Raw genomic sequence first — 23,574 nt, 5'->3', positions numbered from 1 at the left:
AGCCCGCCAGAGAACCTTCATGCCGCGTCGTTTCTTCAAACGCTACATGCCGCATCCTGATCGCATCAAGACTAACAAGTCCCTGCGTTTTCTCGGCGCGCTGATTCACGATCCCAACCTATGGCATCTCAATCGCCACTCGGTATCCCGGGCAATGGCCATCGGCCTGTTCTGGGCGCTTATTCCCATGCCCATGCAGATGCTCGCGGCGGCGATCTGCGCTCTGCCGGCCAGGGCCAACCTGCCGATCGCCATCGGCCTGGTCTGGCTGACCAACCCGCTGACAATGCCGCCGGTGTTCTATTGCAACTACAAGGTGGGCGCCTGGCTGATGGATACGCCTGCGGTCAACATGCCCGATGAGCTGAGCCTGGCGTGGGTAACTCAGCTGCTGCAGAGCAACTGGCAGCCGCTCTACCTCGGTTCGCTGGTCATGGCGATCGGCTTTGCGCTGCTCGGCTACGCCGGTACGCAGGGGTACTGGCGCTGGTGGGTCGGTCGCAACTGGCGCAAGCGGCAGAATGACCGGCGCTGAGCGCCGGCGTCATTCGTAGCGCAACGCCTCGGCTGGCTGAGTCTGCGCAGCGCGCCAGGCCGGATAGAGGGTTGCCAGAAAGCTCAGACTCAGCGTCACCAGCGCAACGATCGCGACATCTTCCCAGCGCAGTTCCGACGGCAACGTGCTGATGAAATACACATCGGAGCTGAAGATGTGCTGGCCGGTCACGCGCTCCAGCCAACCGACTAGTCCGCTCACGTTCAGCGCGCCGAGTACGCCGAGCACGATACCGATCAGCGTACCGCTGAAGCCGATGAGGCTGCCTTGCACCATGAAGATCGCCATGATCTGCCGGGGCGTTGCGCCCAGAGTGCGAAGGATCGCGATGTCCGCCCGCTTGTCGGCAACCACCATGATCAGCGTGGCGATGATATTGAACGCGGCCACCGCCACGATCAGCATCAGCAGCACACCGATCATGGTCTTCTCCATCTTCATCGCACTGAACAGACTGCCCTGCGTATGCGACCAGTCCTCGGCACGATAAGCGTCGCCCAGCGAAGCCAGCAGCTGCTCGGCCACCTGCGGCGCGCGGTAAAGATCGACAAGCTTGACCCGCACACCCTGCACCTGCTCTGGCTGCCAGCGTTGGATCTGTGCAGCATCGCTGCGATGAATCATTGCCAGGCTGCCGTCGAGGTCTGCGCCAACCTTGAACACACCGACCACGTTCAGACGCTGCATACGCGGGGTAATCCCACCGGGCGTAGAGCTGACTTCGGGCACGATCAGCGTCAGCTTGTCCCCCACCGAGAGCCCAAAGCGCCGCGCAGTGATCATGCCGATAATCACCCCGAACTCGCCCGGCTTAAGGTCATCGAGGCGGCCCGCGACCATTCGTGTAGCAGCGATCGACACACCAGCCTCGGCCTGCGGCTCGATGCCATTGACCTGTATCGGCTGCATGCTGCCCTTGTACGACAGCATGCCTTCGAGCTGTGTCAACGGCGCACCGGCCAACACCTCAGGATGTATCTGCAACCGCTGCCGCAAGGCGCGCCAATCATCCAGCGGCTGTGTACCGAAGACCGTGGCATGCGGCACCATGCCAAGGATTCGCGAACTCATCTCGCGCTGGAAGCCGTTCATCACCGAGAGCACCAGGATCATCGCCAGCACTCCCAGCGCCAGACCGATCAGTGAGGTCAGGGAGATGAACGAGATGAAATGATTGCGCCGCTTGGCCCGCGTGTAACGGCTACCGATGTAGACACTCAGTGGACGGAACATTATTCGGCCACCAACCGGCCGTCTTCCAGGCGCAGGATTTGATCCATCTGCGCAGCTAGCTGACGGTCATGGGTAACCACCAGAAATGCAGTGCGCAGCGATGTGCTCAGTTCGAGCATCAGATCCTGGATACCCTGAGCAGTGTGATGGTCGAGATTGCCGGTAGGCTCATCGAGCAGCACCAGAGCCGGACGATTCACCAGCGCTCGCGCAATCGCCACGCGCTGGCGTTCGCCGCCGGAGAGCTCGGCCGGTTTGTGCTCCAGCCGGTGCCCCAGGCCGACGCGCGTCAGCAATTCGCTTGCGCGCGCGCGCGCCTCCGGGATCGCCACCTTGCCTATGAGCAATGGCATGCAGACGTTTTCCAGTGCCGTGAATTCCGGCAACAGATGATGGAACTGGTAGACGAAGCCCAGCGCACGGTTGCGTAGCAACCCACGCTCCTTCTCGTTGAGCGCCGACAACTCTTCGCCGGCCAGCCAGACGCTGCCGTGACTCGGCGTGTCCAGCCCGCCCAGCAGGTTCAGCAGCGTGCTCTTGCCGGAGCCGGAACTGCCGACTATCGCCACGCGCTGTCCGGGAAAAAGCTCCAGCTGCAGTCCCGATAGCACATCGACCGACTCCGGTCCTTGCTCGTAGCGCTTGCCCAGGTTGCGGCAACTGAGCACCGCGCGATCTTCGGAAGACAGCTCATTCATAGCCATTTCACTCATAACGAAGCGCCTCTGCCGGCTGCGTACGCGCGGCGCGCCAGGCCGGATACAGGGTAGCGAGAAAGCTCAGGACCAACGCGGCGACGCATACCTGGATCACATCCGCGGCCATCAGTCGCGACGGCAGGTAGTCGATGAAATACACATCGGCACTGAGAAATTTGTGTCCGATAAGGCGCTCCAAGGCAGCGATCCAGCCGCTGATGTTGAGTGCTGCAAGAATGCCCAGCACCGCCCCGAGCAGCGTCCCGACCACACCGATCACGGTGCCCTGTACCATGAAGATCGCCATGATCTGGCGTGGTGTCGCGCCGAGCGTGCGCAGGATGGCGATGTCACCACGTTTGTCGGTAACCACCATGACCAGCGTGGAGATGATGTTGAATGCGGCCACCGCAACGATCAGCAGTAGCAGCAGGCCGATCATCGCCTTCTCCATGCGAATCGCCTGATAGAGGTTGCCGTGGGTCCGCGTCCAGTCTCGCGAGTAGAAATCGCCGTCCAACTGGCCGGCCAGCTCCCAGGCAATCCGCGGCGCCTGGAACAAATCGTCGAAGCGCAGACGCAACCCCTGGACCTGCCCCGGCTTCCAGCGGTGCAGGCGTGCGAGATCGGCAATATTAGCCAGCGCCACGTAGCCGTCGATCTCGCCCGCCCCGACGTGGAAGATGCCAGTCACGGTGAAACGTTTCATGCGTGGGAACATCCCGGCGGGCGTCACGGTCACTTCCGGCGCGACGAAGGTAATCTTGTCCCCTACGCCCACTCCGAGCTTCTGAGCGGCCTTGTCACCGATCACGATGCCGAACTCGCCGGGCGCGAGGTCCGCGAGCGCACCTTCGCGGAAGAATCGATCGATGATCGAGACTTTGGGCTCGACCTGCGGATCTACTGCGTTGATCAGAATCTTGGAGACCTGCCCCTGATGCGTCAGCAACCCTTGCATCTGAATGAACGGCGCTACAGCACTGACCTGTGGATGACGAGAAAGCTGTTCGCCCAGCCCCTGCCAGTCGTCCACTGGTACCGCGCTTTCGATGGTGGCGTGCGGCACCATGCCAAGCACGCGGGTGCGCATCTCGTGATCGAAACCATTCATTACCGATAACACGACGATCATCACCAGCACGCCAAGCGCGAGTCCGATCATGGAGGTCAGCGAAATGAAGGAAACGAAGAGGCTGCGACGTTTGGCGCGGGTGTAGCGCGCTCCGATGAACACGGACAGCGGTCTGAACATAGATCGACGGGTTCGCTGGCGAGGTAGGAAACGAGCATGCGGCTGGCGCTGCCTGGGCCCTGTTACACTCTGAAAATCACTGCTGACCGGGGCTCGCCATGCCGACACAAGAGATTGAAGAACGCCGCGAATACTACCGTATCGACGATCGGATCGCACTGGAAATCATCCCACCCACACCGGACCGTTCTACCGACGGCGCATCACCACAGCTGTTCGACCTACTCGCCGAACTGCATCAGCTGGATTTCGAAGCCCAGCACCTGCTGCGCCAGATCGCCGAAGGCAACCGCACCCTGGCCAACTACCTGAAGGTGCAGAACAAGCGCATCGAACTCATCGGCCAGGCCCTTGCCCAGGACCTGCTCAAAGAAATCGGCCCGGCGCGTCCAGTGGTGCTTTCCGAGGGTGGCGTCAGCTTCGCCCATGATGTACCCGTTGAACTGGGGACACTCCTTACCCTCAGGCTGGTACTGCTGCCACAGGCGCTGGGGCTGACGCTACAGGCCAGGGTGACCCATTGCGCGGCGCTTGATAAGGGCGACTACCAGCTGGGGACCGAGTTCGAAGCGCTGACTGATGCACAGCGACAATTGCTGGCCCGGCATATCCTGCAGAAACAGGCGCTGCAACGACGCCTGGCCCGAGATCATCAACAAGGAAGCTGACCCAATGCTGCGCCTGCCCGCCCTTCTTCTCCTGTTTACGCTCAGCCAGTCGTCACTCGCCGAGCAACTGCACATTCCGATCGGCACGCAAGGCACACCAACGATCGACATGCCCGCCCGCGGCGAGCACAAAAATCGCGTGCTGGAACACTTCGGCCTGGCCGATGAAGAGCATCCAACTGTAGGCAAACCACCGATCACTCGCTGGGATTATCGTGAATTTTCGGTCTATTTCGAGAACGAGCGAGTGATCAACAGCGTGCGCCATCACCGCCCCATCACTGCACAGGAGCAGTCCCTACCGTGACCCTGATCTACGGCCATCGTGGCGCCAAAGGTGAAGCACCGGAAAATACCCTCACGAGCTTCCAGCAATGTCTGCAGCACGGCGTAAGTCGTTGTGAGCTGGACCTGCACCTGTCCCGTGACGGCGAGCTGATGGTCATCCACGATCCGACGCTCAAACGCACCACCGGCCGGCGCGGCAAGGTCGCCCAGCATTCGGCAGAAGAATTGGCCGGCTACGATGCGCGTCTCGGCGGGCCCGGCTGGAAGCAGCCTTGTCCGATTCCAAGGCTGTCCGAGTTGTTCGAGAATTGCGCATTCGAGCATTGGCAGCTGGAGGTCAAAAGCGCATCGCGAGATCGAGCGGCGCGGACGGTACTGGCGATCAAGGCGCTAGCTGAGCGCCATCAACTGCTCGACCGGATCACGGTAACCTCGAGTTCACGTGAAGTCCTGCGGGCGCTGAAGCGCCTGGCCCCGGCAATCTCCCGCGGGTTGGTCGCCGAATACGCCTGGCTCGATCCGCTGAAGGTTGCACGCCACTATGGTTGTGACCTGCTCGCGTTGAAATGGACGCTGTGCACTCCCGAGCGTCTGGCGAAGGCCCAGCAACAGGGTTTGCATGTGTCCGTCTGGACCGTAAACGAGCCGGCGCTGATGCGTCGACTCGCCGATTTCGGCGCGGATAGCCTCATCACCGATTTCCCCGGGGTGGCGGTAGCCACTCTCGGAACATCCCGAACGGGCGTCAAAAGGTAACGCAAAACTCACCCAAGAGGTCATGCACGAGCCAGCAGCACTACCTGAGGCGCGACGGCGGTGCAGCCCTTACGGCTGTCCCACCTTACCTACCTGATCACAGACTTTCCCGGTTCGGCCAGCGCCACCCCCGGGAATCGCTGGAGTCTCCGACCGGCTCAGGCCACCGGCCGGAGCCGCTCAAAAAAGCCGGTTGAGCCCGTCGAACGCCGCGACGCGATAGGCCTCGGCCATGGTCGGGTAGTTGAACGTGGTGTTGACGAAGTACTTGATGGTATTCGCCTCGCCTTTCTGATTCATGATCGCCTGGCCAATGTGGACGATCTCGGAGGCTTGATAGCCGAAGCAGTGCACCCCGAGGACTTCGAGCGTCTCGCGGTGAAAGAGAATCTTCAGCATGCCAACCGGCTCGAAGGAAATCTGCGCGCGCGCCATGCTCTTGAAGAAGGCCTTGCCCACCTCATAGGGGATCTTCGCCTGGGTCAGCTCGCGCTCGTTCTTGCCGATCGAACTGATCTCGGGAATCGTGTAGATACCGGTCGGCACGTCATCGACGAAGCGCCAAGTGTCGTTATCAACGATGCTGCCTGCCGCCGAGCGGCCCTGGTCGTACGCCGCGCTGGCCAGCGAAGGCCAGCCGATCACATCGCCTGCCGCATAGATGTTGCCAACGGCGGTGCGGTAGAACTCGTCCACCTGCACCTGACCGCGGCTATTGGCCTTCAGGCCGATATTCTCCAACCCCAGCTTGTCCGTATTACCGGTACGGCCATTGCACCAGAGGAATGCATCGGCCTTGATCTTCTTGCCGGACTTGAGGTGCAGAATCACTCCATTCTCCAGCCCCTCCACCCGCTCGTACTCTTCATTATGGCGAATCAGCACGTTGTTGTTACGAAGGTGATAACTCAGCGCATCGGAGATCTCGTCGTCGAGGAAGCTGAGCAGCTGGTCACGGTTGTCGATCAGGTCGACCAGCACTCCCAGGCCGCTGAAGATCGATGCATACTCACAACCGATCACGCCGGCTCCGTAGATGATCATGCGGCGCGGGGTGTGGCTGAGGTTCAGAATGGTGTCACTGTCGTAGACCCGCGGATGCCCAAAATCGATGTCGGCCGGACGATACGGACGCGAGCCAGTGGCGATGACGATCTGGTTGGCGACCAGTTTTTCCACCATCCCATTGAGACAGACAACTTCGACACTCTGTTCATCAGCGAAGCTGGCGGTTCCGAAGAAGGTATCGATGCGATTGCGCGCGTAATAACCGGTACGCGAGGTGACCTGCTTGCTGATCACCTTCTCTGCGCTTTTCAGCACATCGGGGAAAGAGAACCAGCGCGGCTCGCCGATCTGGCGAAACAGCGGATTGGTGTTGTACTGCATGATCTGGCGAACGGAATGGCGCAGCGCCTTGGACGGGATAGTGCCTAGATGCGTGCAGTTGCCGCCGACCAACGGCCGATTGTCTACCACGGCGACCTTGCGTCCCGCCTTCACGGCGTTCATTGCCGCGCCCTCCCCGGCCGGACCGGAACCCAACACCACCACATCGTAGTTATAGACAGCCATATACACTCCTGAAAACGCGGCGAGCCATGCGCCGCTGTCAACCAATTCGCTGCAAACCAGGGAGAGACGCTGCGCAGGACGGTACGTGATAACCGCCACACTGACGGCGGCGCAGCCGGGGATTCAGCGACTATGAACCTACGCGCGAAGGCGGGTTAACGCTTGCTGGCGTCGTAGGCCAAAGCGGCCTTGTCGCCTTGTCCCTTGTTCGCTTCATTCACCTCTTCGCACTTCTCACGGCTGCCGCCGCAGATCGAACATTCCTTCTCGATTCCTAGATTGGCAATACCGCCACAAGAACCCGCGATGGGCTTTCGACCCATGATCACGCCGATAGCCATGCCGAACACAACGATCAGCATGACCAGAAACACCAGTAACCACGTCATTGCGCTACTCCCGCACCGACGACCTGCTGGAAGGCCGGGGTGCTTTTCGTTACGAAATTCTGCCCTTCGCGAATCACGAAGAAGGCTGCGATGTTCCGCTGACTGGCGAAGTCGAACCCCCGCTCAGGACCCATGACCATCAATGTCGTCGACAGCCCGTCCGCACGCAACGCGGAGCCGTCCAGCACCGTCACTGCCGCCAGTTTATGCTCGATCGGGCTGCCGGTCTGCGGATCCAGCGTATGTGAGTACCGCCGGCCATCGCGCTCGAAATAGTTGCGATAGTCGCCGGAGGTGGAAACCGCCAGGCCGTCGAGCTCAATGATCTGCTGAGCAACTCGCTGATCATCGCGCGGCGCCTCGATTGCAATCCGCCAGGAGGCGCCGTCAGGCTTACGCCCCTGCGCTTTAAGCTCACCCGTGATCTCCACCAAATAGCTGCGCACCCCTAGCTCCTGTAGCCGCGCCGCCACTCGGTCAACCGCGTAGCCGGCTGCGATGCTGTTGAAATCCAGCTCCACCGCAGCATCCTTGCATAGCTTCTGACCGTCGACCCGTAGGTGCTGATAGCCCACATAGTGTCGAACCTCGGCGATTTTCTCCGGTGCCGGCACTTGCTCGACGCGCCCGTTAGGACCGAAACCCCAGAGATTGAGCAACGGCTCAAGAGTGAGATCGAATGCACCATCGCTTTCCTCGGACAGTTGCTTGCCGGCATCGACCAGCAGCCGCACCGCCTCAGGCATGACCTCACACCGCCCCGCCGGCTGGGCATTGAAGCGCTCGATATCCGAATCGGAACGATAGGTCGACAGCTGGCGATCAAGGTCAGCCAGGATCGCTTCGGTTTCGCGCACCAGCTGCTGCTTCTCGGCCACGCCATCGCTGCGCACGTACTTGATCGAAAAGGTGCTACCCATGGTCGGACCGTCGAAGGATTCGACCTTGTCCTGAAACAGACAGCCCGTCAGGGCTGCCGCGAGAGCGACAGCGATGACGGGCTGGAGTGGCGCAGCAGCCTTGAAAGGCCGCAGTAACGCTCGGGCCATGCTAGCCGCCGAAGTCGTCGAGCAGGATGTTCTCCGGTTCGACGCCCAGCTCGGTGAGCATCTTGATCACCGAGGCGTTCATCATTGGCGGGCCGCACATGTAGAACTCGCAATCCTCCGGCGCCGGATGGTCCTTGAGGTAATTCTCGTACAGCACGTTGTGGATGAAGCCGGTCGGGCCTTCCCAATTATCTTCGGGCAGCGGGTCGGACAGTGCCAGATGCCACTCGAAGTTTGGATTCTCCGCCTGCAGCTTGTCGTACTCCTCGACGTAGAACGCCTCGCGCATGGAGCGCGCACCGTACCAAAAGCTCATCTTGCGCTTGGATTTCAGGCGCTTGAGCTGGTCGAAGATGTGCGAGCGCATCGGAGCCATGCCGGCGCCACCGCCAATGAAGACCATCTCAGCATCGGTATCCTTGGCGAAGAATTCACCGAACGGACCATAGACGGTGACTTTGTCGCCCGGCTTGAGGCTGAATACCCACGAGGACATCTTGCCCGGCGGGATGTCGTCTCGCCCCGGCGGCGGCGACGCCACGCGAATATTGAACTTCACCAGTCCTCGCTCTTCCGGGTAGTTGGCCATGGAGTAGGCGCGAATGGTGGTTTCGTCGACTTTGGAGACGTAACGCCAGAGATCGAACTTGTCCCAATCGGCACGGAATTCCGGCTGGATGTCGAAATCCTTGTATTTCACCGTGTGCGGCGGGCATTCCAGCTGCACGTAACCGCCAGCACGGAAGTCGACGTTCTCGCCTTCCGGCAGTTGCAGCGTCAGCTCCTTGATGAAGGTGGCCACGTTGGGGTTCGACGCCACCGTGCATTCCCACTTCTTCACACCGAAGACTTCTTCCGGAACCTCGATCTTCATGTCCGCCTTGACCGGCGTCTGGCAGGACAAGCGCCAGCCCTCGCCAGCTTCGCGCCGGGTGAAGTGCGACTCCTCGGTGGGCAGCATTTCGCCACCACCGCTCTCGACGATGCACTTGCACTGCGCACAGGTACCGCCGCCGCCACAGGCGGACGAAAGGAAGATGTTGTTCGCCGCCAGCGTCTGCAGCAGCTTGCCGCCAGCCGGTACGGTGATCGTGCGTTCGCCGTTGATCTCGATGGACACGTCGCCGCTGGATACCAGCTTGGCGCGGGCCGCCAGAATGATCACCACCAGTGCAAGCACGATGGCGGTGAACATGCCGATGGCGAGGAAAATTTCGTAACTCATCAGTTCATCCCGTCCTTACAGCTGTACGCCAGAGAAAGACATGAAGCCCAGCGACATCAGTCCGATGGTGATGAAGGTGATCCCCAACCCCTGCAGGCCCTCCGGTACATCGCTGTACTTGAGCTTCTCGCGGATGCCGGCAAGCAAGGCGATGGCCAGAGCCCAGGACAGACCGGAGCCCACGCCGTAGACCGTACTTTCCGCCAGGTTGTAGTCACGCTCGACCATGAACAGCGTGCCACCCATGATGGCGCAGTTCACCGTGATCAGCGGCAGGAACACACCCAGCGCGTTGTACAGGCTGGGCACGTACTTATCGAGCAGCATCTCGAGAATCTGCACGATCGCCGCGATCACGCCGATGTAACTCAGCAGACCGAGGAACGACAGATCGACCTCGGGCAGCCCGGCCCAAGCCAGCGCTCCGCTCTTGAGCAGATAGGTGTAGATCAGGTTGTTGGCCGGCACGGTGATCGCCTGCACCACGATGACCGCGATGCCCAGGCCGATGGCGGTTTCCACCTTCTTGGAAATCGCGATGAAGGTGCACATGCCAAGGAAGAACGCCAGAGCCATGTTCTCGATGAACACGGCACGGACGAACAGGCTGATGTAATGCTCCATTAGTAAGCCTCCTTGTTCGAGACTTGCGGCGCCATCTTGAAGGCAGGCTTCTCAACCTGCTCTTTCTTCCAGGCACGAATGCCCCAGATGAACAGGCCGATCAGGAAGAATGCCGAAGGCGGCAGCAGCATCATGCCGTTGGGCTGATACCAACCGCCGTCGTTGACTACCGGCAGAATGGTGTAACCCAACAGTTTGCCAGCACCAGTCAGCTCGCGAACGATACCGAGCGCGATCAGCATGGCGCTGTAGCCCAGGCCGTTGCCGATACCGTCGAAGAACGACAGCATTGGCGGGTTCTGCATAGCAAAGGCTTCAGCTCGCCCCATCACGATACAGTTGGTGATGATCAGACCGACAAATACCGACAGTTGTTTGGACAGCGCGAAGGCATATGCCTTGAGTAGCTGATCGACCACGATCACCAGCGAAGCGATGATCACCATCTGCACGATCATGCGGATGCTGCTCGGGATCTGACTACGGATCATCGAGATGAACATGCTCGAGAACGCGGTCACCAGCGTCAGCGCGATGGACATCACCAGCGCCGTCTTGAGGTTTGAGGTCACCGCCAGCGCAGAGCAGATACCGAGGATCTGCAGACCGATGGGGTTATTGTTGAAGACCGGATTGAACAGGACTTCCTTGATAGTAGGTTGCGACATGCTCAAGCCTCCCCAGCACGCAGGTTAGCGATAAATTGACCGAAGCCGTTTTCACCCAGCCAGAAGTGCAGCAGGTTGTTGACGCCGTTACTGGTCAGCGTCGCACCCGCCAGTGCGTCGACCTGGTGATCGGCTTTGGGGCTCTGCGGGTCTACCCCGCCCTTGACGATCTGCACGGCCAGTTTGCCGCTGTCGTCGAAGAGCTCCTTGCCCGGCCACTGGCCACGCCATTTCGGATTATCGACTTCACCGCCCAGACCGGGGGTTTCACCGTGCTGGTAGAAGCCCAGGCCAACCACAGTGTTCAGATCGCCCTTGACCGCCATGAAACCGTACAGGGTCGACCACAGCCCATAGCCGCGTACCGGAAGGATCAGGGTATCCAGTTGGCCGTCCTTTTCCACCATGTATACGGTGCTGTAGCGCTCACGACGCTTGATCGAGGCAATGTCCTGTTCACCTGCAAGCGTTGAGGACAGCGCCGGATCCTTGGCAGCGACCAGCGGGTCGAAGCTCTGCGCATCGAACTCTTCGCTGAACTTGCCGGTTTCCAGATCGACCAGCTTGGCGACGATGCGCTCGCCATAGAGCGCTTTGACCTGCTTGGCGGACATACCCGCCTCGCCGAGACCGGCGATCGCCAGAATGCTGCGTTGCTTGTCAAGCTGGCGGTTTTCCAGCTGCGTTGGTCGCAGCGCAACCGCCGCGCCTGCGACGAATACGGAGCAGACCAGGCAGACCAGCAGGGCCACCGTCAGCGTGCGGACGGTGGATTCTTTTTGACTAGACATTACGTGCCAGCCTCCGCTTGATGTTGGCCTGAATGACGAAATGGTCAATCAACGGTGCACAAAGGTTGGCGAACAGAATCGCCAGCATCATGCCTTCCGGGAAGGCGGGGTTAACCACACGGATCAGCACGACCATCACGCCGATGACAATGCCGAAGATCCACTTGCCGGTATTGGTCATCGATGCCGAGACGGGATCGGTTGCCATGAAGATCATGCCGAAGGCAAAGCCGCCGACGACCATGTGCCAGTACCAGGGCATGGCGAACAACGGGTTGGTGTCCGAGCCGATCAGGTTGAACAGGTAGCTCAGACCGATCATGCCCAGCATCACCCCGGAAACGATCCGCCAGGAGGCAATCTTGGTCATCAGCAACACCGCGCCACCGATTAGGATCGCCAGGGTGCTGGTTTCACCGACCGAACCGTGAATGGTACCGATGAAGGCATCCATCCAGGTGATGCCGTTGCTGATCACATTCTCGATGCCGCCTGCGAAGCCGAGGCTCAGCGCTGTCGCACCGGCGTAGCCGTCGACCGCAGTCCAGACCACATCACCAGACATCTGCGCCGGATAGGCGAAGAACAGGAAGGCGCGACCAGTCAGCGCCGGGTTGAGGAAGTTCTTGCCGGTACCTCCGAAGACTTCCTTGCCGATCACCACACCGAAGCTGATGCCCAGCGCAACCTGCCACAGCGGAATCGACGGCGGCAGAATCAGCGCGAACAGCACAGATGTCACGAAGAATCCTTCGTTGACCTCATGCTTGCGGATGGAGGCAAACAGCACTTCCCAGAAGCCGCCGACGATGAAGGTCACCGCGTAGATAGGCAGGAAGTACGCTGCGCCCTGGACAAAGTTGTCCCACAGACTGCCCGGATCAAAGCCTGCCAGCATGCCGGTCAGGGCGAACTGCCAGTCGGACTGTGCCTGCAGCAACTCCGGATTGGCCGCGTAGATCAGGTTGGCCTGATAACCGGCGTTCCACATACCGAAGAACATTGCCGGGAAGGTGCACAACCAGACGGTGATCATCATCCGCTTGAGGTCGATGCCGTCACGCACGTGCGCGGTGGTCTTGGTGACGCTGCCCGGACGATAGAGGAAGGTGTCTGCGGCTTCGTAGAGTGCATACCACTTCTCGTACTTACCGCCTTTTTCAAAATGGTGCTCGATCTTGTCGAGGAATGCGCGAATGCCCATGCCTTATCCCTCCTTCTCGATGCGGGTCAGATTGTCCCGCAGGATCGGGCCGTATTCGTATTTGCCGGCACAGACATAGCTGCACAGTGCCAGATCCTCTTCATCGAGTTCGAGGCAGCCGAGCTTCTGGGCCATCTCGGTATCGCCAACGATCAGCGAGCGCAGCAATTGGGTTGGCAGCACGTCGAGCGGCATCACTTCCTCGTAGTTGCCCACCGGCACCATTGCCCGCGGACTGCCGTTGGTCGAGGTGGAGAAGGCGAACTTCTTGCCGGCCATCAGCTTGGAGATATAGATGTTGAGGATCGAGTGCTTGTCCACGCCGGCACGCATGTAGTGCAGCATCTCGCGTTCCTTGCCCTCGCGCAGGCAGGAAACCTGCTGGTGGTAGCGTCCGAGATAGGCGAATGCACCATGCGCGGTACGACCGCCGAGTAGCGAGCCAGAAACCACACGATTGCCGCCCGGTTGCAACTCGCCTGCGGTCAGCTCATCCAGGTTGGCACCGAGACGGGTACGCAGTAAACGCGGAGTCGCCACCACAGGCCCCGCCAGTGAGACGACGCGCTCGACCGACAGGCGACCGCTGGTGAACAGCTTGCCGATCGCGATCACATCCTGATAGCCGATGGCCCAGACACTCTTGCTGGCGCTAACCGGGTCGAGGAAATGGATGTGCGTACCGGCGAGACCCGCCGGATGCGGCCCACTGAACGCCTCGGTTTGTACATTGGCAAGACCTTCGCCGGGCAGCGCGACGTTGGACGCCTTGCACAGAAACACCTTGGCAAGCCTGGTGAGCACCTTGAGGCCCGCCTCGAAGGCTTCGGCCTGCTCGCCGATGATGATCGATGGATCAGCAGCCAGCGGATGAGTGTCGATCGCCGTGACGAAGATCGAGTTCGGCACCGCATCGATCGCCGGAACCTTGCTGTAAGGGCGCGTACGCAGCGCCGTCCAGAGTCCGGACTGCTGCAAATTCTCCCGAACCTGTTCGCCGCTCAGGCTGTCCAGCTGCGCGACCGAATAGGCAGCGAACGACTCCTCGTCATCCCCTTCAAGATCGATGACGATCGATTGCAGGATGCGCTTCTCACCGCGATGAATCGCACTGACCACGCCGGCACCAGGAGCGGTGAAATTCACGCCGGGCGACTTCTTGTCCGAAAACAGAAGCTGGCCCAACTTAACCCGATCCCCAACCTGCACCGCCATGGTCGGCTTCATCGTTGGATAGTCGAAGCCTATGACGGCTACGCTGCGCACAGGCCTTCCGACCTCGATACGCTGCGCTGGCGCACCGGCTATGGGCAAGTCTAGCCCTCGTTTTATATTGATCATCGGTTTGCCTAACCACTTATTTTGGAAAGCTTTTTTCAGGCCGACGGCTTGCCACAAAAGTAGGATTGCGCAGCGCGCACCAATACGTTATTGGCGCGACGCTATGCCGCGGACCCAGGTAAAAAATCCGCCCGATTATAGGGGGGGTGTGCCTTGACTGGCCACCCGGGACGCGCCGTTTTTTGACTGCGGACAAGCGGATTAGGAATAACGGCGCCACGCGATACCGCTGCGAACCTGCGGACGACGGGCTACTTGCGGAAGATTCATGCGGTCCTGACGAGCCACCAAAAAGCAAAACGGGAGCCGTAGCTCCCGTTTCGTTCAACTGGCGCAGCGCTTAGCGCGGGAAGGCTGGCGGGTTGACCCCGGCCATGTCTTCCATCACTCGCACTACCTGGCAGCTGTAGCCAAACTCGTTGTCGTACCAGACATACAGCACGACGCGGTTGTCGTTACAGATGGTCGCCTCGGCGTCCACCACACCAGCGTGGCGCGAGCCGACGAAATCTGTTGAAACAACTTCCTGCGAGTTGACGAAGTCGATCTGCTTCTGCAGATCGGAGTGCATGGCCATCTGGCGCAGGTACTCGTTGATCTCGTCGCGGCTGGTGGCCTTTTCCAGATTCAGATTGAGGATCGCCATGGACACGTTCGGCGTCGGCACACGAATGGCGTTGCCGGTCAGTTTGCCCTTGAGCACCGGCAACGCCTTGGCCGCAGCAGTAGCCGCACCGGTCTCGGTAATCACCATATTCAGCGCGGCACTACGGCCACGACGACTGCCCTTGTGGAAGTTGTCGATCAGGTTCTGGTCGTTGGTGTACGAGTGAACGGTTTCGACGTGACCGTTGACGATGCCGTACTGATCGTTCACTGCCTTGAGCACCGGCACGATGGCGTTGGTGGTGCAGGACGCGGCAGAGATGATCTTGTCATCAGCGGTGATGTCGCCATGGTTGATGCCATGCACGATGTTCTTCAGCTCGCCCTTGCCCGGCGCAGTCAGCACGACGCGAGCGACACCCGGGCACTTGAGGTGCTGACCGAGACCTTCGGCGTCACGCCACTTACCGGTGTTATCGACCAGCAGTGCGTTCTCGATGCCGTACTGGGTGTAGTCCACCGAGGCCGGGTCGTTGGAGTAGATCACCTGGATCAGGTTGCCGTTGGCGGTGATGGTGTTGTTCTCTTCGTCGATGGTGATGGTGCCATCGAACGGACCATGCACCGAATCGCGACGCAGCAGGCTGGCGCGCTTGACCAGATCATTGTCGGCGCCCTTGCGCACGACGATGGCACGCAGGCGCAGGCCGTCGCCACCACCGGTCTTCTCGATCAGGATGCGCGCCAGCAGGCGACCGATGCGGCCGAAGCCATACAGCACGACGTCGGTGCCTTTACGGCCGGCGACGGTGTGACGCTTGTCAGCTACTTCAGCCAGTTCCTCGCGCACGAACTGCTCGAGGCTGCGGCCGTTGCCCGCTTCCTTGTACTTGGCCACCAGCTTGCCCAGATCGACCGAAGCGGCCCCCAGGTTCATCTCGCTCATGGTCTTGAGGATCTGGAAGGTGTCATGCACCGACAGTTCGGCTTCGTCGGCAATGCGGTGACGGGCGAAACGGTGCGCCTTGAGGATGGCGATCACCGAACGATTGATCAGGCCGCGCCCGTAGATCGAAGTCACCACGTTGTTGTTACGGTACAGCTGACCAATCAGCGGAATCATCGCTTCGGCGAGCGCTTCGCGGTCAATCCATTCACCAAGACACTGGTCGGGCTTCTGAGTCACGGGCAGTTCCTTCCAACATGTAGGGGCTGAGAAAAGGGGCTACATTATGACGGCGCACCCTAGCGCCGGCAATCTGCAGCGGACGAAACACTGACAGCCGAGCACCTCGATAGTTACAATCCCGGCGGCCTATTTTTCGATCGGAGCCACGCCTTCTCGTGTCCGTCTTGCGCCTTCCCCCGCTGCCTGCTGCCAGCGGCAAGCAACACTGGGGCAATCTTCCAGGAGCCGCGCTGAGCCTGGCGATTGCCGAAGCAGCCAGCAACGCCTCACGCTTCACGCTCCTGCTAACCGCCGACAGCCAGAGCGCCGAACGCCTGCAGGAAGAGCTCGCCTTCTTCGCGCCCGAGCTACCGGTGTTGCATTTTCCCGACTGGGAAACCCTGCCCTACGACCTGTTCTCGCCGCATCAGGACATCATCTCCCAGCGCATCGCCACGCTCTATCAGCTGCCGGAGCTGAGCCACGGCGTGCTGGTAGTGCCGATCACCACCGCCCTACACAGGCTGGCGCCCAAGCGCTTCCTGCTCGGCTCAAGCCTGGTGCTGGATGTCGGGCAGAAGCTTGACGTCGAGCAGATGCGCCTACGCCTGGAAGCGGCCGGCTACCGATGCGTGGACACCGTCTATGAGCATGGCGAGTTCGCCGTACGCGGCGCGCTGATCGATCTGTTCCCCATGGGCAGCGCCCTGCCCTACCGCATCGACCTGTTCGACGACGAAATAGAAACGCTGCGCACCTTCGATCCGGAGAATCAGCGCTCGATCGACAAGGTCGAGTCGATCCGCCTGCTGCCGGCGCGCGAGTTCCCGCTGAAGAAGGAGGCGGTTACCGGCTTCCGTGCACGCTTCCGCGAGCGCTTCGACGTCGATTTCCGCCGCTGCCCGATCTATCAGGATCTCTCCACCGGCATCACCCCGGCAGGCATCGAGTACTACCTGCCACTGTTTTATGAAGAGACTGCGACGCTCTTCGACTACCTGCCCGAGGACAGCCAGGTCTTTTCGCTGCCCGGCATCGAACAGGCCGCTGAGCAGTTCTGGAACGACGTGCGCAACCGCTACGAGGAGCGCCGCGTTGACCCCGAGCGGCCGCTGCTGCCGCCTGCCGAGCTGTTCGTGCCGGTAGAAGACTGCTTCGCCCGCCTCAAGCTGTGGCCACGCGTGGTCGCCAGCCAGCAGGACGTCGAGCCAGGCATCGGTCGCGAGCGCTTCGCTGCACAGGCACTGCCGGAGCTGGCGATCGAGGCCAAGGCCGGCGAGCCGTTGGGCAAGCTACGCCACTTCCTCGAGAGCTACTCAGGACGCGTGCTGTTCAGCGCCGAATCCGCCGGTCGCCGCGAGGTGCTGCTGGAGCTGCTCGCTCGTCTGAAGCTACGGCCGCAAGAAGTCGAAGGCTGGGCCGGATTCCTCGCCAGCCAGGAACGCCTGGCGATCACCATCGCGCCGCTCGACGAAGGTCTGCTGCTGGACAACGTCGCGCTAGTCGCCGAAAGCCCGCTGTTCGGCCAGCGCGTCATGCAGCGCCGACGGCGAGAGAGAGGTCGCGACGGCGGCGATAACGTCATCAAGAATCTCACCGAGTTGCGCGAAGGCGCACCGGTGGTGCATATCGATCACGGCGTCGGTCGCTATCAGGGGCTGGTTACCCTGGAAATCGAAGGCCAGGCGCAGGAGTTTTTGCTGCTGCAGTACGCCGACGAGGCCAAGCTCTACGTGCCGGTCGCCAGCCTGCACCTGATCGCCCGCTACACCGGCAGCGACGACGCCCTGGCGCCGCTGCACAAGCTTGGTTCGGAAACCTGGCAGAAGGCCAAGCGCAAGGCCGCCGAACAGGTGCGCGACGTCGCCGCCGAGCTGCTGGACATCTACGCCCGCCGCGCCGCACGCCAGGGCTATGCCTTCAAGGACCCGCAGGTCGATTACGAAACCTTCGCCGCCGGCTTCCCTTTCGAGGAAACGCCCGATCAGCAAACCGCCATCGACGCAGTACGCGAGGACCTGCTCTCGACCAAGCCAATGGACCGTCTGGTCTGCGGCGACGTCGGCTTCGGCAAGACCGAAGTCGCCATGCGCGCGGCCTTCATCGCGGTGCATGGCGGCAAGCAGGTGGCGGTACTGGTGCCCACCACCCTGCTCGCCCAGCAGCACTACAACAGCTTTCGCGACCGCTTCGCCGACTGGCCGGTGCGCGTCGAGGTGATGAGCCGCTTCAAGTCGGCCAAGGAAGTGCAGAGCGCCATCGCCGAGCTCGCCGAAGGCAAGATCGACATTCTCATCGGGACTCACAAGCTGCTGCAGGACGACGTTAAGTTCAACAACCTCGGCCTGGTCATCATCGACGAGGAACACCGCTTCGGCGTGCGCCAGAAGGAACAACTGAAGGCGCTGCGCAGCGAGGTGGACATCCTCACCCTGACCGCCACGCCGATTCCGCGCACGCTGAACATGTCCATCGCCGGCATGCGCGACCTGTCGATCATCGCCACGCCGCCGGCGCGCCGGCTGTCGGTGCGCACCTTCGTCATGGAGCAGCAGAACACCGTGATCAAGGAAGCGCTGCTGCGCGAGCTTCTGCGTGGCGGCCAGGTCTATTACCTGCACAACGACGTCAAGACCATCGAGAAGTGTGCCGCCGACCTCGCCGAGCTGGTGCCCGAGGCCCGTATTGCCGTCGGCCACGGGCAGATGCGTGAGCGCGAACTCGAGCAGGTGATGAGCGACTTCTACCACAAGCGCTTCAACGTGCTGGTGGCCTCGACCATCATCGAGACCGGCATCGACGTGCCCAGCGCCAACACCATCATCATCGAGCGCGCCGACAAGTTCGGTCTGGCCCAGCTGCACCAGCTGCGCGGCCGCGTCGGTCGCAGCCACCACCAGGCCTATGCCTACCTGCTGACGCCGCCACGCAAGGCCATGACCGATGATGCGCAGAAGCGTCTGGAAGCCATCGCCAACGCCCAGGACCTCGGTGCCGGCTTTGTCCTGGCCACCCACGACCTGGAAATCCGCGGCGCCGGCGAGCTGCTCGGCGAAGGCCAGAGCGGGCAGATTCAGGCGGTCGGCTTCACCCTCTACATGGAAATGCTCGAGCGCGCGGTCAAGGCCATCCGCAAGGGCGAACAGCCCAATCTGGAACAGCCGCTGGGTGGCGGCCCGGAGATCAACCTGCGCCTGCCGGCACTGATCCCCGAAGACTATCTGCCGGACGTGCATGCGCGCCTGATTCTCTACAAGCGCATCGCCAACGCCGCCGACGAGGACGGGCTGAAAGAACTGCAAGTGGAGATGATCGACCGTTTCGGCCTGCTGCCCGAGCCGACCAAGAACCTGGTGCGCCTGACGCTGCTCAAGTTGCAGGCGGAAAAGCTCGGTATCACCAAGATCGACGCCGGCCCGCAGGGCGGACGCATCGAGTTCTCGGCCGATACCTCGGTCGACCCGATGGTGCTGATCAAGCTGATCCAGAGCCAGCCGAATCGCTACAAGTTCGAAGGCGCCACGCTGTTCAAATTCCAGGTCCCGATGGAACGTCCGGAGGAACGCTTCAACACCCTCGAAGCGCTGCTGGAACGCCTCGCGCCCAACGAGTAAGGATGCCTCATGCAGTCGCTACGTCGTCTTGCCCTGCTGGCCCTGCTGACCGCGCCACCGGTTGTGGCGCAGGAACCGTACCGGATCGAGCTCATCCTGTTTCGCCAGGCCGCGCCGCTGGAGGCCAGTCAACGCGCACCCCATGACTGGGCACATGCCGCGCCGCGGCTCGAGGCTGCAGCCCGACGCGCCCCGGCACTCGACGAGCTGGCCACCCGGCTGGATGCCAGCGACGGCTATCGCGTGCTGCTGCACGAAACCTGGCGGCAACGCCTCGACGATCAAAGCGTCCGCCTGAGTCTTGCCCAGGGCCAGTCGCACTTCGAGCATTTTCCCCTGCAGGGCACTCTCGTTCTGCGCCAGGGCCGCTGGCTGGAGGTGGACGCGCGCTTCTGGGTCAATCGCTTCGGCGAGTACGGCCAACTGCTCGCCAGCGAACAACTGCGGCAGAAAGTCCGGCTACGTCCCGGCGAGCTGCGCTACATCGACCACAACAGCCTCGGCCTGCTGATCAAGGCGAGCCGCTGAATCATGGCCAAGGGTTTTCTCGCCCACCTGCCACCGACCTGGCGCCTGGCGTTTTCCGAGAACGCCCTGGCGAGGGGCAAGCAGTACGCCGAGGAGGAACGCGTCACCCTCCTGCGTGAGGATGACGGGCTGGTGGAAGCGACCTGCCGGGGCACTGGCAGCAAGCGCTACCGGCAGTCGCTGATGCTCGGCAAGGGCGGCTGGCTCAGCTGCGTCTGCAGCTGTCCGGTAGGTCTTGCCTGCAAGCACGCGGCGGCGGTCATCCATCACCTCGAACGCGAGGCACAGCGCGGCGCCGAAGCTGCTGCCGAACAGCCGGATAGCGAACTCCCGGCCACGGTGCGCCAATGGCTCTCGCTGCTGCCGCAAGCGCTCGGTGAGGACGCCCGCCGCGATGGGCCGCAGCAATGCGTGCACTACCGAATCACGCCGGAGCTGTATGTCGAGGTGTTCAAGGTCCGCCTGCGCGAGGACGGCTCGATCGCCGCTCGCGAGCCCTATCATGCGATGCGTGAGGCGGCGTTCCGCCAACCACGGTTCCTCCAGCCGCTGGACCTGCATATCGCCGCGCTGCTGGCGCTTTCCCCGGCCCGTGGCAACGGCTTCGCTCTGAGCGGAGAAAATGGCGGTGAAGCGCTGCGCCTGCTGCTGGAAACCGGCCGCGCCTTTCTCGACTGGGATCATCCGCCGTTGCACCCGGGTCCCAGCCGGCCGGCCCGCTTCGTCTGGAAGCAGCATCAGGGCGCCTTCCGCCCCGGCCTGGAGATGGAGGGCGCTGCGGGCCAAGCGCTCACCGCCGTGGACCCGTTGTACTACCTGGACCAGCAGACGAACGAGATCGGCCTGATCGAACACGGCCTGTCGACCCCGCTGGCCCGCCACCTGCTCGACGCGCCGTCGGTACCGCCCAGCCAGGCGGGCCTGTTCAGTCTCTCGCTCAGCGAGATCGCGCCGCAGCTGCCGGCGCCCGCGAAAGCCGAGGAACAGCGCATCGACGACCTGCAGCCCGTCGCCCGCCTGGCGCTCGGTAGCCATCAGGCGATGGTTTATCAGCCGGCCAGTAGGCGCATGGTCAAGGAGCAGCAGCACCGCGCCGGCCTCAGTTTCGTTTACGGCAATCTCGCCACCCACGGCAAGGCCAAGGGCGAGCAGCGTCTTCGCCAGGCCGAGGGCGAACGCGTATTGAGCATCGCCCGCCAGCCGGTGGCCGAACAGGCGCTGCGCCAGCAACTGCAGCAACTGGGCTTTCGCCCGGCGCTGCGCCAGAGCCCGGCCTTGCCCAAGGATTCGGCGGAAATGTTCGACCTGCCCAGCGAAAGCGCATGGCAGCGCTTCGCCGAGGAACAGCTGCCGACACTGCGTCAACGGGGCTGGCAGATCGTCATCCAGCCCGGCTTCGTCTACGACCTGACGCCGGTCGAGCAGTGGTACGCCGAGCTGGACGAGTCGCCCGAGCACAACTGGTTCGATCTGGAACTCGGCATCATCGTCGAGGGCGAGCGCATCAGCCTGCTACCGGTGCTGCTCAGTGTGATCCGCAAGAACCCCGCCCTGCTCGCCCCGCAGAACTTGGCGCAGCGCGGCGATAACGAGACATTGCGCGTGGCGCTGGGCAAACGCAGCGCGGTGGACGACCGCCCGTTGCAGGTGCTGCTGCCATTCGGCCGTCTGAAGCCGATTCTCGCGACCCTTGGCGAGCTCTACCTGCGTGACCAACCGATCAGCGACAGCCTGCGCCTGTCACGACTCGACGCCGCGCGACTGGGACCGCTCGAAGCACTGCCGTTCGACTGGCACGGTGGCGAGCAGCTGCTCGAGTTTGCCCGGCGCCTGCGCGACTACGCCGGGCAACCCTGTGCGGCGCCGCAAGGCCTGAACGCGACATTGCGACCCTATCAGCTGGACGGCCTGAACTGGATGCAGGCGCTGCGCGCACTGGGCGTCAGCGGCATCCTCGGTGACGACATGGGCCTGGGCAAGACGCTACAGACCCTCGCCCACCTGCTGCTGGAAAAGCAGGCCGGCCGCCTCGACCGCCCCAGTCTGGTGGTCATGCCCACCAGCCTTATTCCCAACTGGCAGGACGAGGCGGCGCGTTTCACACCCCAACTGCGGGTGCTGACGTTGCATGGCAGCGGTCGTCAGCAGCATTTCGACCGGCTTGCCGACTACGACCTGCTGCTGACCACCTATGCCCTGCTGCCGCGGGACATCGAACGCCTCGCCGAACAACCGCTGCACGTGCTGGCACTCGACGAGGCGCAGAACATCAAGAACGCCGGCAGCAAGGCCGCCCAGGCAGCCGGCCGACTGATCGCCCGGCAGCGCCTGTGCCTGACCGGCACGCCGCTGGAAAATCATCTCGGCGAGCTGTGGTCGCTGTTCCATTTCCTCATGCCCGGCTGGCTCGGTGATGCCAGGAGCTTCACCCGGACCTACCGCACGCCCATCGAGAAGCATGGCGACAACGACCGCCTGCAGCATTTGATTGCGCGCATCCGCCCGTTCCTGCTGCGCCGGCGCAAGGAAGACGTGGCTCGCGAACTGCCGCCGAAGAGCGAGATCGTCCACTGGGTCGACCTGACGCCCGCACAGCGCGACCTCTATGAGACGGTACGTCTGGCGATGGACCGCAAGGTCCGCGAGGAAATCGACCGCAAGGGCCTGGCGCGCAGTCAGATCGTCATCCTCGACGCCCTGCTCAAGCTGCGTCAGGTTTGCTGCGACCTGCGCCTGATCAACGGTGGCGTCGAACGCCCGCGCGGCGGCAACTCCGGCAAGCTGGAAAGCCTGCTGCAGATGCTCGACGAGCTGCTTGCCGAAGGACGACGCGTGCTGCTGTTCTCCCAGTTCACCTCGATGCTCACACTGATCGAAGAGGAGCTGCGCCAGCGCGCAATCCCCTACGTGCAGATCACCGGCGCCACCCAGGACCGGCGCACGCCGGTACAGCGCTTCCAGAACGGTGAGGTGCCGCTGTTCCTGATCAGCCTCAAGGCCGGCGGCACCGGATTGAACCTCACCGCCGCCGATACCGTGATCCACTACGATCCCTGGTGGAACCCGGCGGCGGAGAATCAGGCCACCGACCGTGCCTACCGCATCGGTCAGGACAAACCGGTATTCGTCTACAAGCTGATCACCCGCGGCAGCGTCGAGGAAAAGATCCAGCAGCTGCAGGCGCGCAAGGCGGAACTCGCCGCCGGCGTGCTGGACAGCGCCGGCCAGGGCGACTGGCAGTTGCAGCAGAGCGATATCGACGCGCTACTCGCGCCGCTGCCGTGACGAGGCTACGCTCTGCGAAGCGCAAAGCTGTGACGCCAGCAATCGCGGCGTGA

General features: G+C 62.2%; 20 protein-coding genes. 7 read left to right on the top strand and 13 right to left on the bottom strand.

Features of this window, described 5'->3' with window-relative positions; all coding sequences use genetic code 11:
* The first annotated feature begins 19 nt into the window (after positions 1–19).
* Entirely contained in the window at positions 20–535 is a 516-nt protein-coding gene (locus tag N8H22_RS16730) for a DUF2062 domain-containing protein (protein ID WP_264591636.1), read from the top strand.
* Positions 536–544: 9 nt separating this feature from the next.
* Here N8H22_RS16730 and N8H22_RS16725 read toward each other — a convergent pair whose 3' ends face one another.
* Genes N8H22_RS16725 through N8H22_RS16715 form a run of 3 tightly spaced genes read right to left on the bottom strand, consistent with a single transcriptional unit; the run spans position 545 to position 3,742 of the window.
* Entirely contained in the window at positions 545–1,789 is a 1,245-nt protein-coding gene (locus N8H22_RS16725; protein WP_264591635.1) for a lipoprotein-releasing ABC transporter permease subunit, read from the bottom strand.
* Positions 1,789–2,487 carry a lipoprotein-releasing ABC transporter ATP-binding protein LolD gene (gene lolD / locus N8H22_RS16720; protein ID WP_264591799.1) on the bottom strand — a complete coding sequence of 233 codons (699 nt, stop codon included), beginning with the start codon at positions 2,485–2,487 and terminating at the stop codon, positions 1,789–1,791. The genes N8H22_RS16725 and lolD overlap by 1 nt, the downstream gene beginning before the upstream one ends.
* A gap of 7 nt (positions 2,488–2,494) precedes the next feature.
* The gene (locus N8H22_RS16715; protein ID WP_264591634.1) at positions 2,495–3,742 is read right to left on the bottom strand and encodes a lipoprotein-releasing ABC transporter permease subunit; all 1,248 of its coding nucleotides are present in this window, start codon (positions 3,740–3,742) and stop codon (positions 2,495–2,497) included.
* A gap of 98 nt (positions 3,743–3,840) precedes the next feature.
* On the opposite strand from N8H22_RS16715, the gene N8H22_RS16710 reads away from it, so the two are divergent.
* From N8H22_RS16710 to N8H22_RS16700, 3 genes are read left to right on the top strand one after another with little or no spacing between them, the layout of a single operon-like run.
* Positions 3,841–4,410 carry a PilZ domain-containing protein gene (locus tag N8H22_RS16710; RefSeq protein WP_264591633.1) on the top strand — a complete coding sequence of 190 codons (570 nt, stop codon included), beginning with the start codon at positions 3,841–3,843 and terminating at the stop codon, positions 4,408–4,410.
* Between the two features lie 4 nt (positions 4,411–4,414).
* Positions 4,415–4,717, top strand: a complete 303-nt coding sequence (locus N8H22_RS16705; RefSeq protein WP_264591632.1) for a phosphodiesterase — start codon at positions 4,415–4,417, stop codon at positions 4,715–4,717.
* On the top strand, positions 4,714–5,454 hold the full coding sequence (locus tag N8H22_RS16700; RefSeq protein WP_264591631.1) for a glycerophosphodiester phosphodiesterase: 741 nt from the start codon (positions 4,714–4,716) through the stop codon (positions 5,452–5,454). Before N8H22_RS16705 ends, N8H22_RS16700 begins: the two co-directional genes overlap by 4 nt.
* A 180-nt stretch (positions 5,455–5,634) precedes the next feature.
* Here N8H22_RS16700 and sthA read toward each other — a convergent pair whose 3' ends face one another.
* The 10 genes from sthA to N8H22_RS16650 form a co-directional block, all read right to left on the bottom strand.
* Positions 5,635–7,029: a Si-specific NAD(P)(+) transhydrogenase gene (gene sthA, locus N8H22_RS16695; protein WP_264591630.1), complete on the bottom strand. Its 1,395-nt coding sequence runs from the start codon at positions 7,027–7,029 to the stop codon at positions 5,635–5,637.
* A 155-nt stretch (positions 7,030–7,184) separates the two neighbouring features.
* Positions 7,185–7,418, bottom strand: a complete 234-nt coding sequence (gene nqrM / locus N8H22_RS16690) for a (Na+)-NQR maturation NqrM (RefSeq protein WP_264591629.1) — start codon at positions 7,416–7,418, stop codon at positions 7,185–7,187.
* Complete coding sequence (locus tag N8H22_RS16685) at positions 7,415–8,467, bottom strand: FAD:protein FMN transferase (RefSeq protein WP_264591628.1); 1,053 nt, start codon at positions 8,465–8,467, stop codon at positions 7,415–7,417. The genes nqrM and N8H22_RS16685 overlap by 4 nt, the downstream gene beginning before the upstream one ends.
* 1 nt (position 8,468) lies before the next feature.
* Positions 8,469–9,695, bottom strand: a complete 1,227-nt coding sequence (gene nqrF / locus N8H22_RS16680; protein ID WP_264591798.1) for an NADH:ubiquinone reductase (Na(+)-transporting) subunit F — start codon at positions 9,693–9,695, stop codon at positions 8,469–8,471.
* Positions 9,696–9,707: 12 nt separating this feature from the next.
* Positions 9,708–10,316, bottom strand: coding sequence for an NADH:ubiquinone reductase (Na(+)-transporting) subunit E (gene nqrE, locus N8H22_RS16675; RefSeq protein ID WP_264591627.1), 609 nt, complete (start codon positions 10,314–10,316; stop codon positions 9,708–9,710).
* Positions 10,316–10,990, bottom strand: a complete 675-nt coding sequence (locus N8H22_RS16670; protein ID WP_264591626.1) for an NADH:ubiquinone reductase (Na(+)-transporting) subunit D — start codon at positions 10,988–10,990, stop codon at positions 10,316–10,318. The genes nqrE and N8H22_RS16670 overlap by 1 nt, the downstream gene beginning before the upstream one ends.
* The gene (locus N8H22_RS16665; protein ID WP_264591625.1) at positions 10,987–11,775 is read right to left on the bottom strand and encodes a Na(+)-translocating NADH-quinone reductase subunit C; all 789 of its coding nucleotides are present in this window, start codon (positions 11,773–11,775) and stop codon (positions 10,987–10,989) included. The genes N8H22_RS16670 and N8H22_RS16665 overlap by 4 nt, the downstream gene beginning before the upstream one ends.
* Complete coding sequence (locus N8H22_RS16660) at positions 11,768–12,979, bottom strand: NADH:ubiquinone reductase (Na(+)-transporting) subunit B (protein ID WP_264591624.1); 1,212 nt, start codon at positions 12,977–12,979, stop codon at positions 11,768–11,770. The genes N8H22_RS16665 and N8H22_RS16660 overlap by 8 nt, the downstream gene beginning before the upstream one ends.
* 3 nt (positions 12,980–12,982) lie before the next feature.
* Positions 12,983–14,320, bottom strand: coding sequence for a Na(+)-translocating NADH-quinone reductase subunit A (locus tag N8H22_RS16655; protein ID WP_264591623.1), 1,338 nt, complete (start codon positions 14,318–14,320; stop codon positions 12,983–12,985).
* 340 nt (positions 14,321–14,660) lie between these two features.
* Positions 14,661–16,112 (bottom strand): glyceraldehyde-3-phosphate dehydrogenase, encoded by a 1,452-nt coding sequence (locus N8H22_RS16650; RefSeq protein ID WP_264591622.1) that lies wholly within the window; start codon positions 16,110–16,112, stop codon positions 14,661–14,663.
* Between the two features lie 158 nt (positions 16,113–16,270).
* Between N8H22_RS16650 and mfd the strand changes: the two genes are divergently transcribed.
* The 3 genes from mfd to N8H22_RS16635 are packed head-to-tail and all read left to right on the top strand — an operon-like array spanning position 16,271 to position 23,521.
* The gene (mfd, locus tag N8H22_RS16645) at positions 16,271–19,708 is read left to right on the top strand and encodes a transcription-repair coupling factor (RefSeq protein ID WP_264591621.1); all 3,438 of its coding nucleotides are present in this window, start codon (positions 16,271–16,273) and stop codon (positions 19,706–19,708) included.
* A 9-nt stretch (positions 19,709–19,717) separates the two neighbouring features.
* The gene (locus N8H22_RS16640; protein WP_264591620.1) at positions 19,718–20,236 is read left to right on the top strand and encodes a peptidoglycan binding protein CsiV; all 519 of its coding nucleotides are present in this window, start codon (positions 19,718–19,720) and stop codon (positions 20,234–20,236) included.
* A gap of 3 nt (positions 20,237–20,239) precedes the next feature.
* Positions 20,240–23,521 carry a DEAD/DEAH box helicase gene (locus N8H22_RS16635; RefSeq protein ID WP_264591619.1) on the top strand — a complete coding sequence of 1,094 codons (3,282 nt, stop codon included), beginning with the start codon at positions 20,240–20,242 and terminating at the stop codon, positions 23,519–23,521.
* The last annotated feature ends 53 nt before the right edge of the window (positions 23,522–23,574 follow it).

This window comes from Stutzerimonas sp. S1 (genome assembly GCF_025966695.1).
Classification (GTDB): domain Bacteria; phylum Pseudomonadota; class Gammaproteobacteria; order Pseudomonadales; family Pseudomonadaceae; genus Stutzerimonas.
Note: the sequence above shows the minus strand (reverse complement) of the source record. Positions and strands in the feature narration are given on the sequence as shown.

What these genes read in the sequence shown, in the direction of transcription:
- N8H22_RS16730 (WP_264591636.1), top strand. Translation starts at nt 20, where the DNA reads ATGCCGCGTCGTTTCTTCAAACGCTACATGCCGCATCCTGATCGCATC.
- N8H22_RS16725 (WP_264591635.1), bottom strand. Translation starts at nt 1,789, where the DNA reads ATGTTCCGTCCACTGAGTGTCTACATCGGTAGCCGTTACACGCGGGCC.
- lolD (WP_264591799.1), bottom strand. Translation starts at nt 2,487, where the DNA reads ATGAATGAGCTGTCTTCCGAAGATCGCGCGGTGCTCAGTTGCCGCAAC.
- N8H22_RS16715 (WP_264591634.1), bottom strand. Translation starts at nt 3,742, where the DNA reads ATGTTCAGACCGCTGTCCGTGTTCATCGGAGCGCGCTACACCCGCGCC.
- N8H22_RS16710 (WP_264591633.1), top strand. Translation starts at nt 3,841, where the DNA reads ATGCCGACACAAGAGATTGAAGAACGCCGCGAATACTACCGTATCGAC.
- N8H22_RS16705 (WP_264591632.1), top strand. Translation starts at nt 4,415, where the DNA reads ATGCTGCGCCTGCCCGCCCTTCTTCTCCTGTTTACGCTCAGCCAGTCG.
- sthA (WP_264591630.1), bottom strand. Translation starts at nt 7,029, where the DNA reads ATGGCTGTCTATAACTACGATGTGGTGGTGTTGGGTTCCGGTCCGGCC.
- nqrM (WP_264591629.1), bottom strand. Translation starts at nt 7,418, where the DNA reads ATGACGTGGTTACTGGTGTTTCTGGTCATGCTGATCGTTGTGTTCGGC.
- N8H22_RS16685 (WP_264591628.1), bottom strand. Translation starts at nt 8,467, where the DNA reads ATGGCCCGAGCGTTACTGCGGCCTTTCAAGGCTGCTGCGCCACTCCAG.
- nqrE (WP_264591627.1), bottom strand. Translation starts at nt 10,316, where the DNA reads ATGGAGCATTACATCAGCCTGTTCGTCCGTGCCGTGTTCATCGAGAAC.
- N8H22_RS16665 (WP_264591625.1), bottom strand. Translation starts at nt 11,775, where the DNA reads ATGTCTAGTCAAAAAGAATCCACCGTCCGCACGCTGACGGTGGCCCTG.
- N8H22_RS16660 (WP_264591624.1), bottom strand. Translation starts at nt 12,979, where the DNA reads ATGGGCATTCGCGCATTCCTCGACAAGATCGAGCACCATTTTGAAAAA.
- N8H22_RS16655 (WP_264591623.1), bottom strand. Translation starts at nt 14,320, where the DNA reads ATGATCAATATAAAACGAGGGCTAGACTTGCCCATAGCCGGTGCGCCA.
- N8H22_RS16640 (WP_264591620.1), top strand. Translation starts at nt 19,718, where the DNA reads ATGCAGTCGCTACGTCGTCTTGCCCTGCTGGCCCTGCTGACCGCGCCA.
- N8H22_RS16635 (WP_264591619.1), top strand. Translation starts at nt 20,240, where the DNA reads ATGGCCAAGGGTTTTCTCGCCCACCTGCCACCGACCTGGCGCCTGGCG.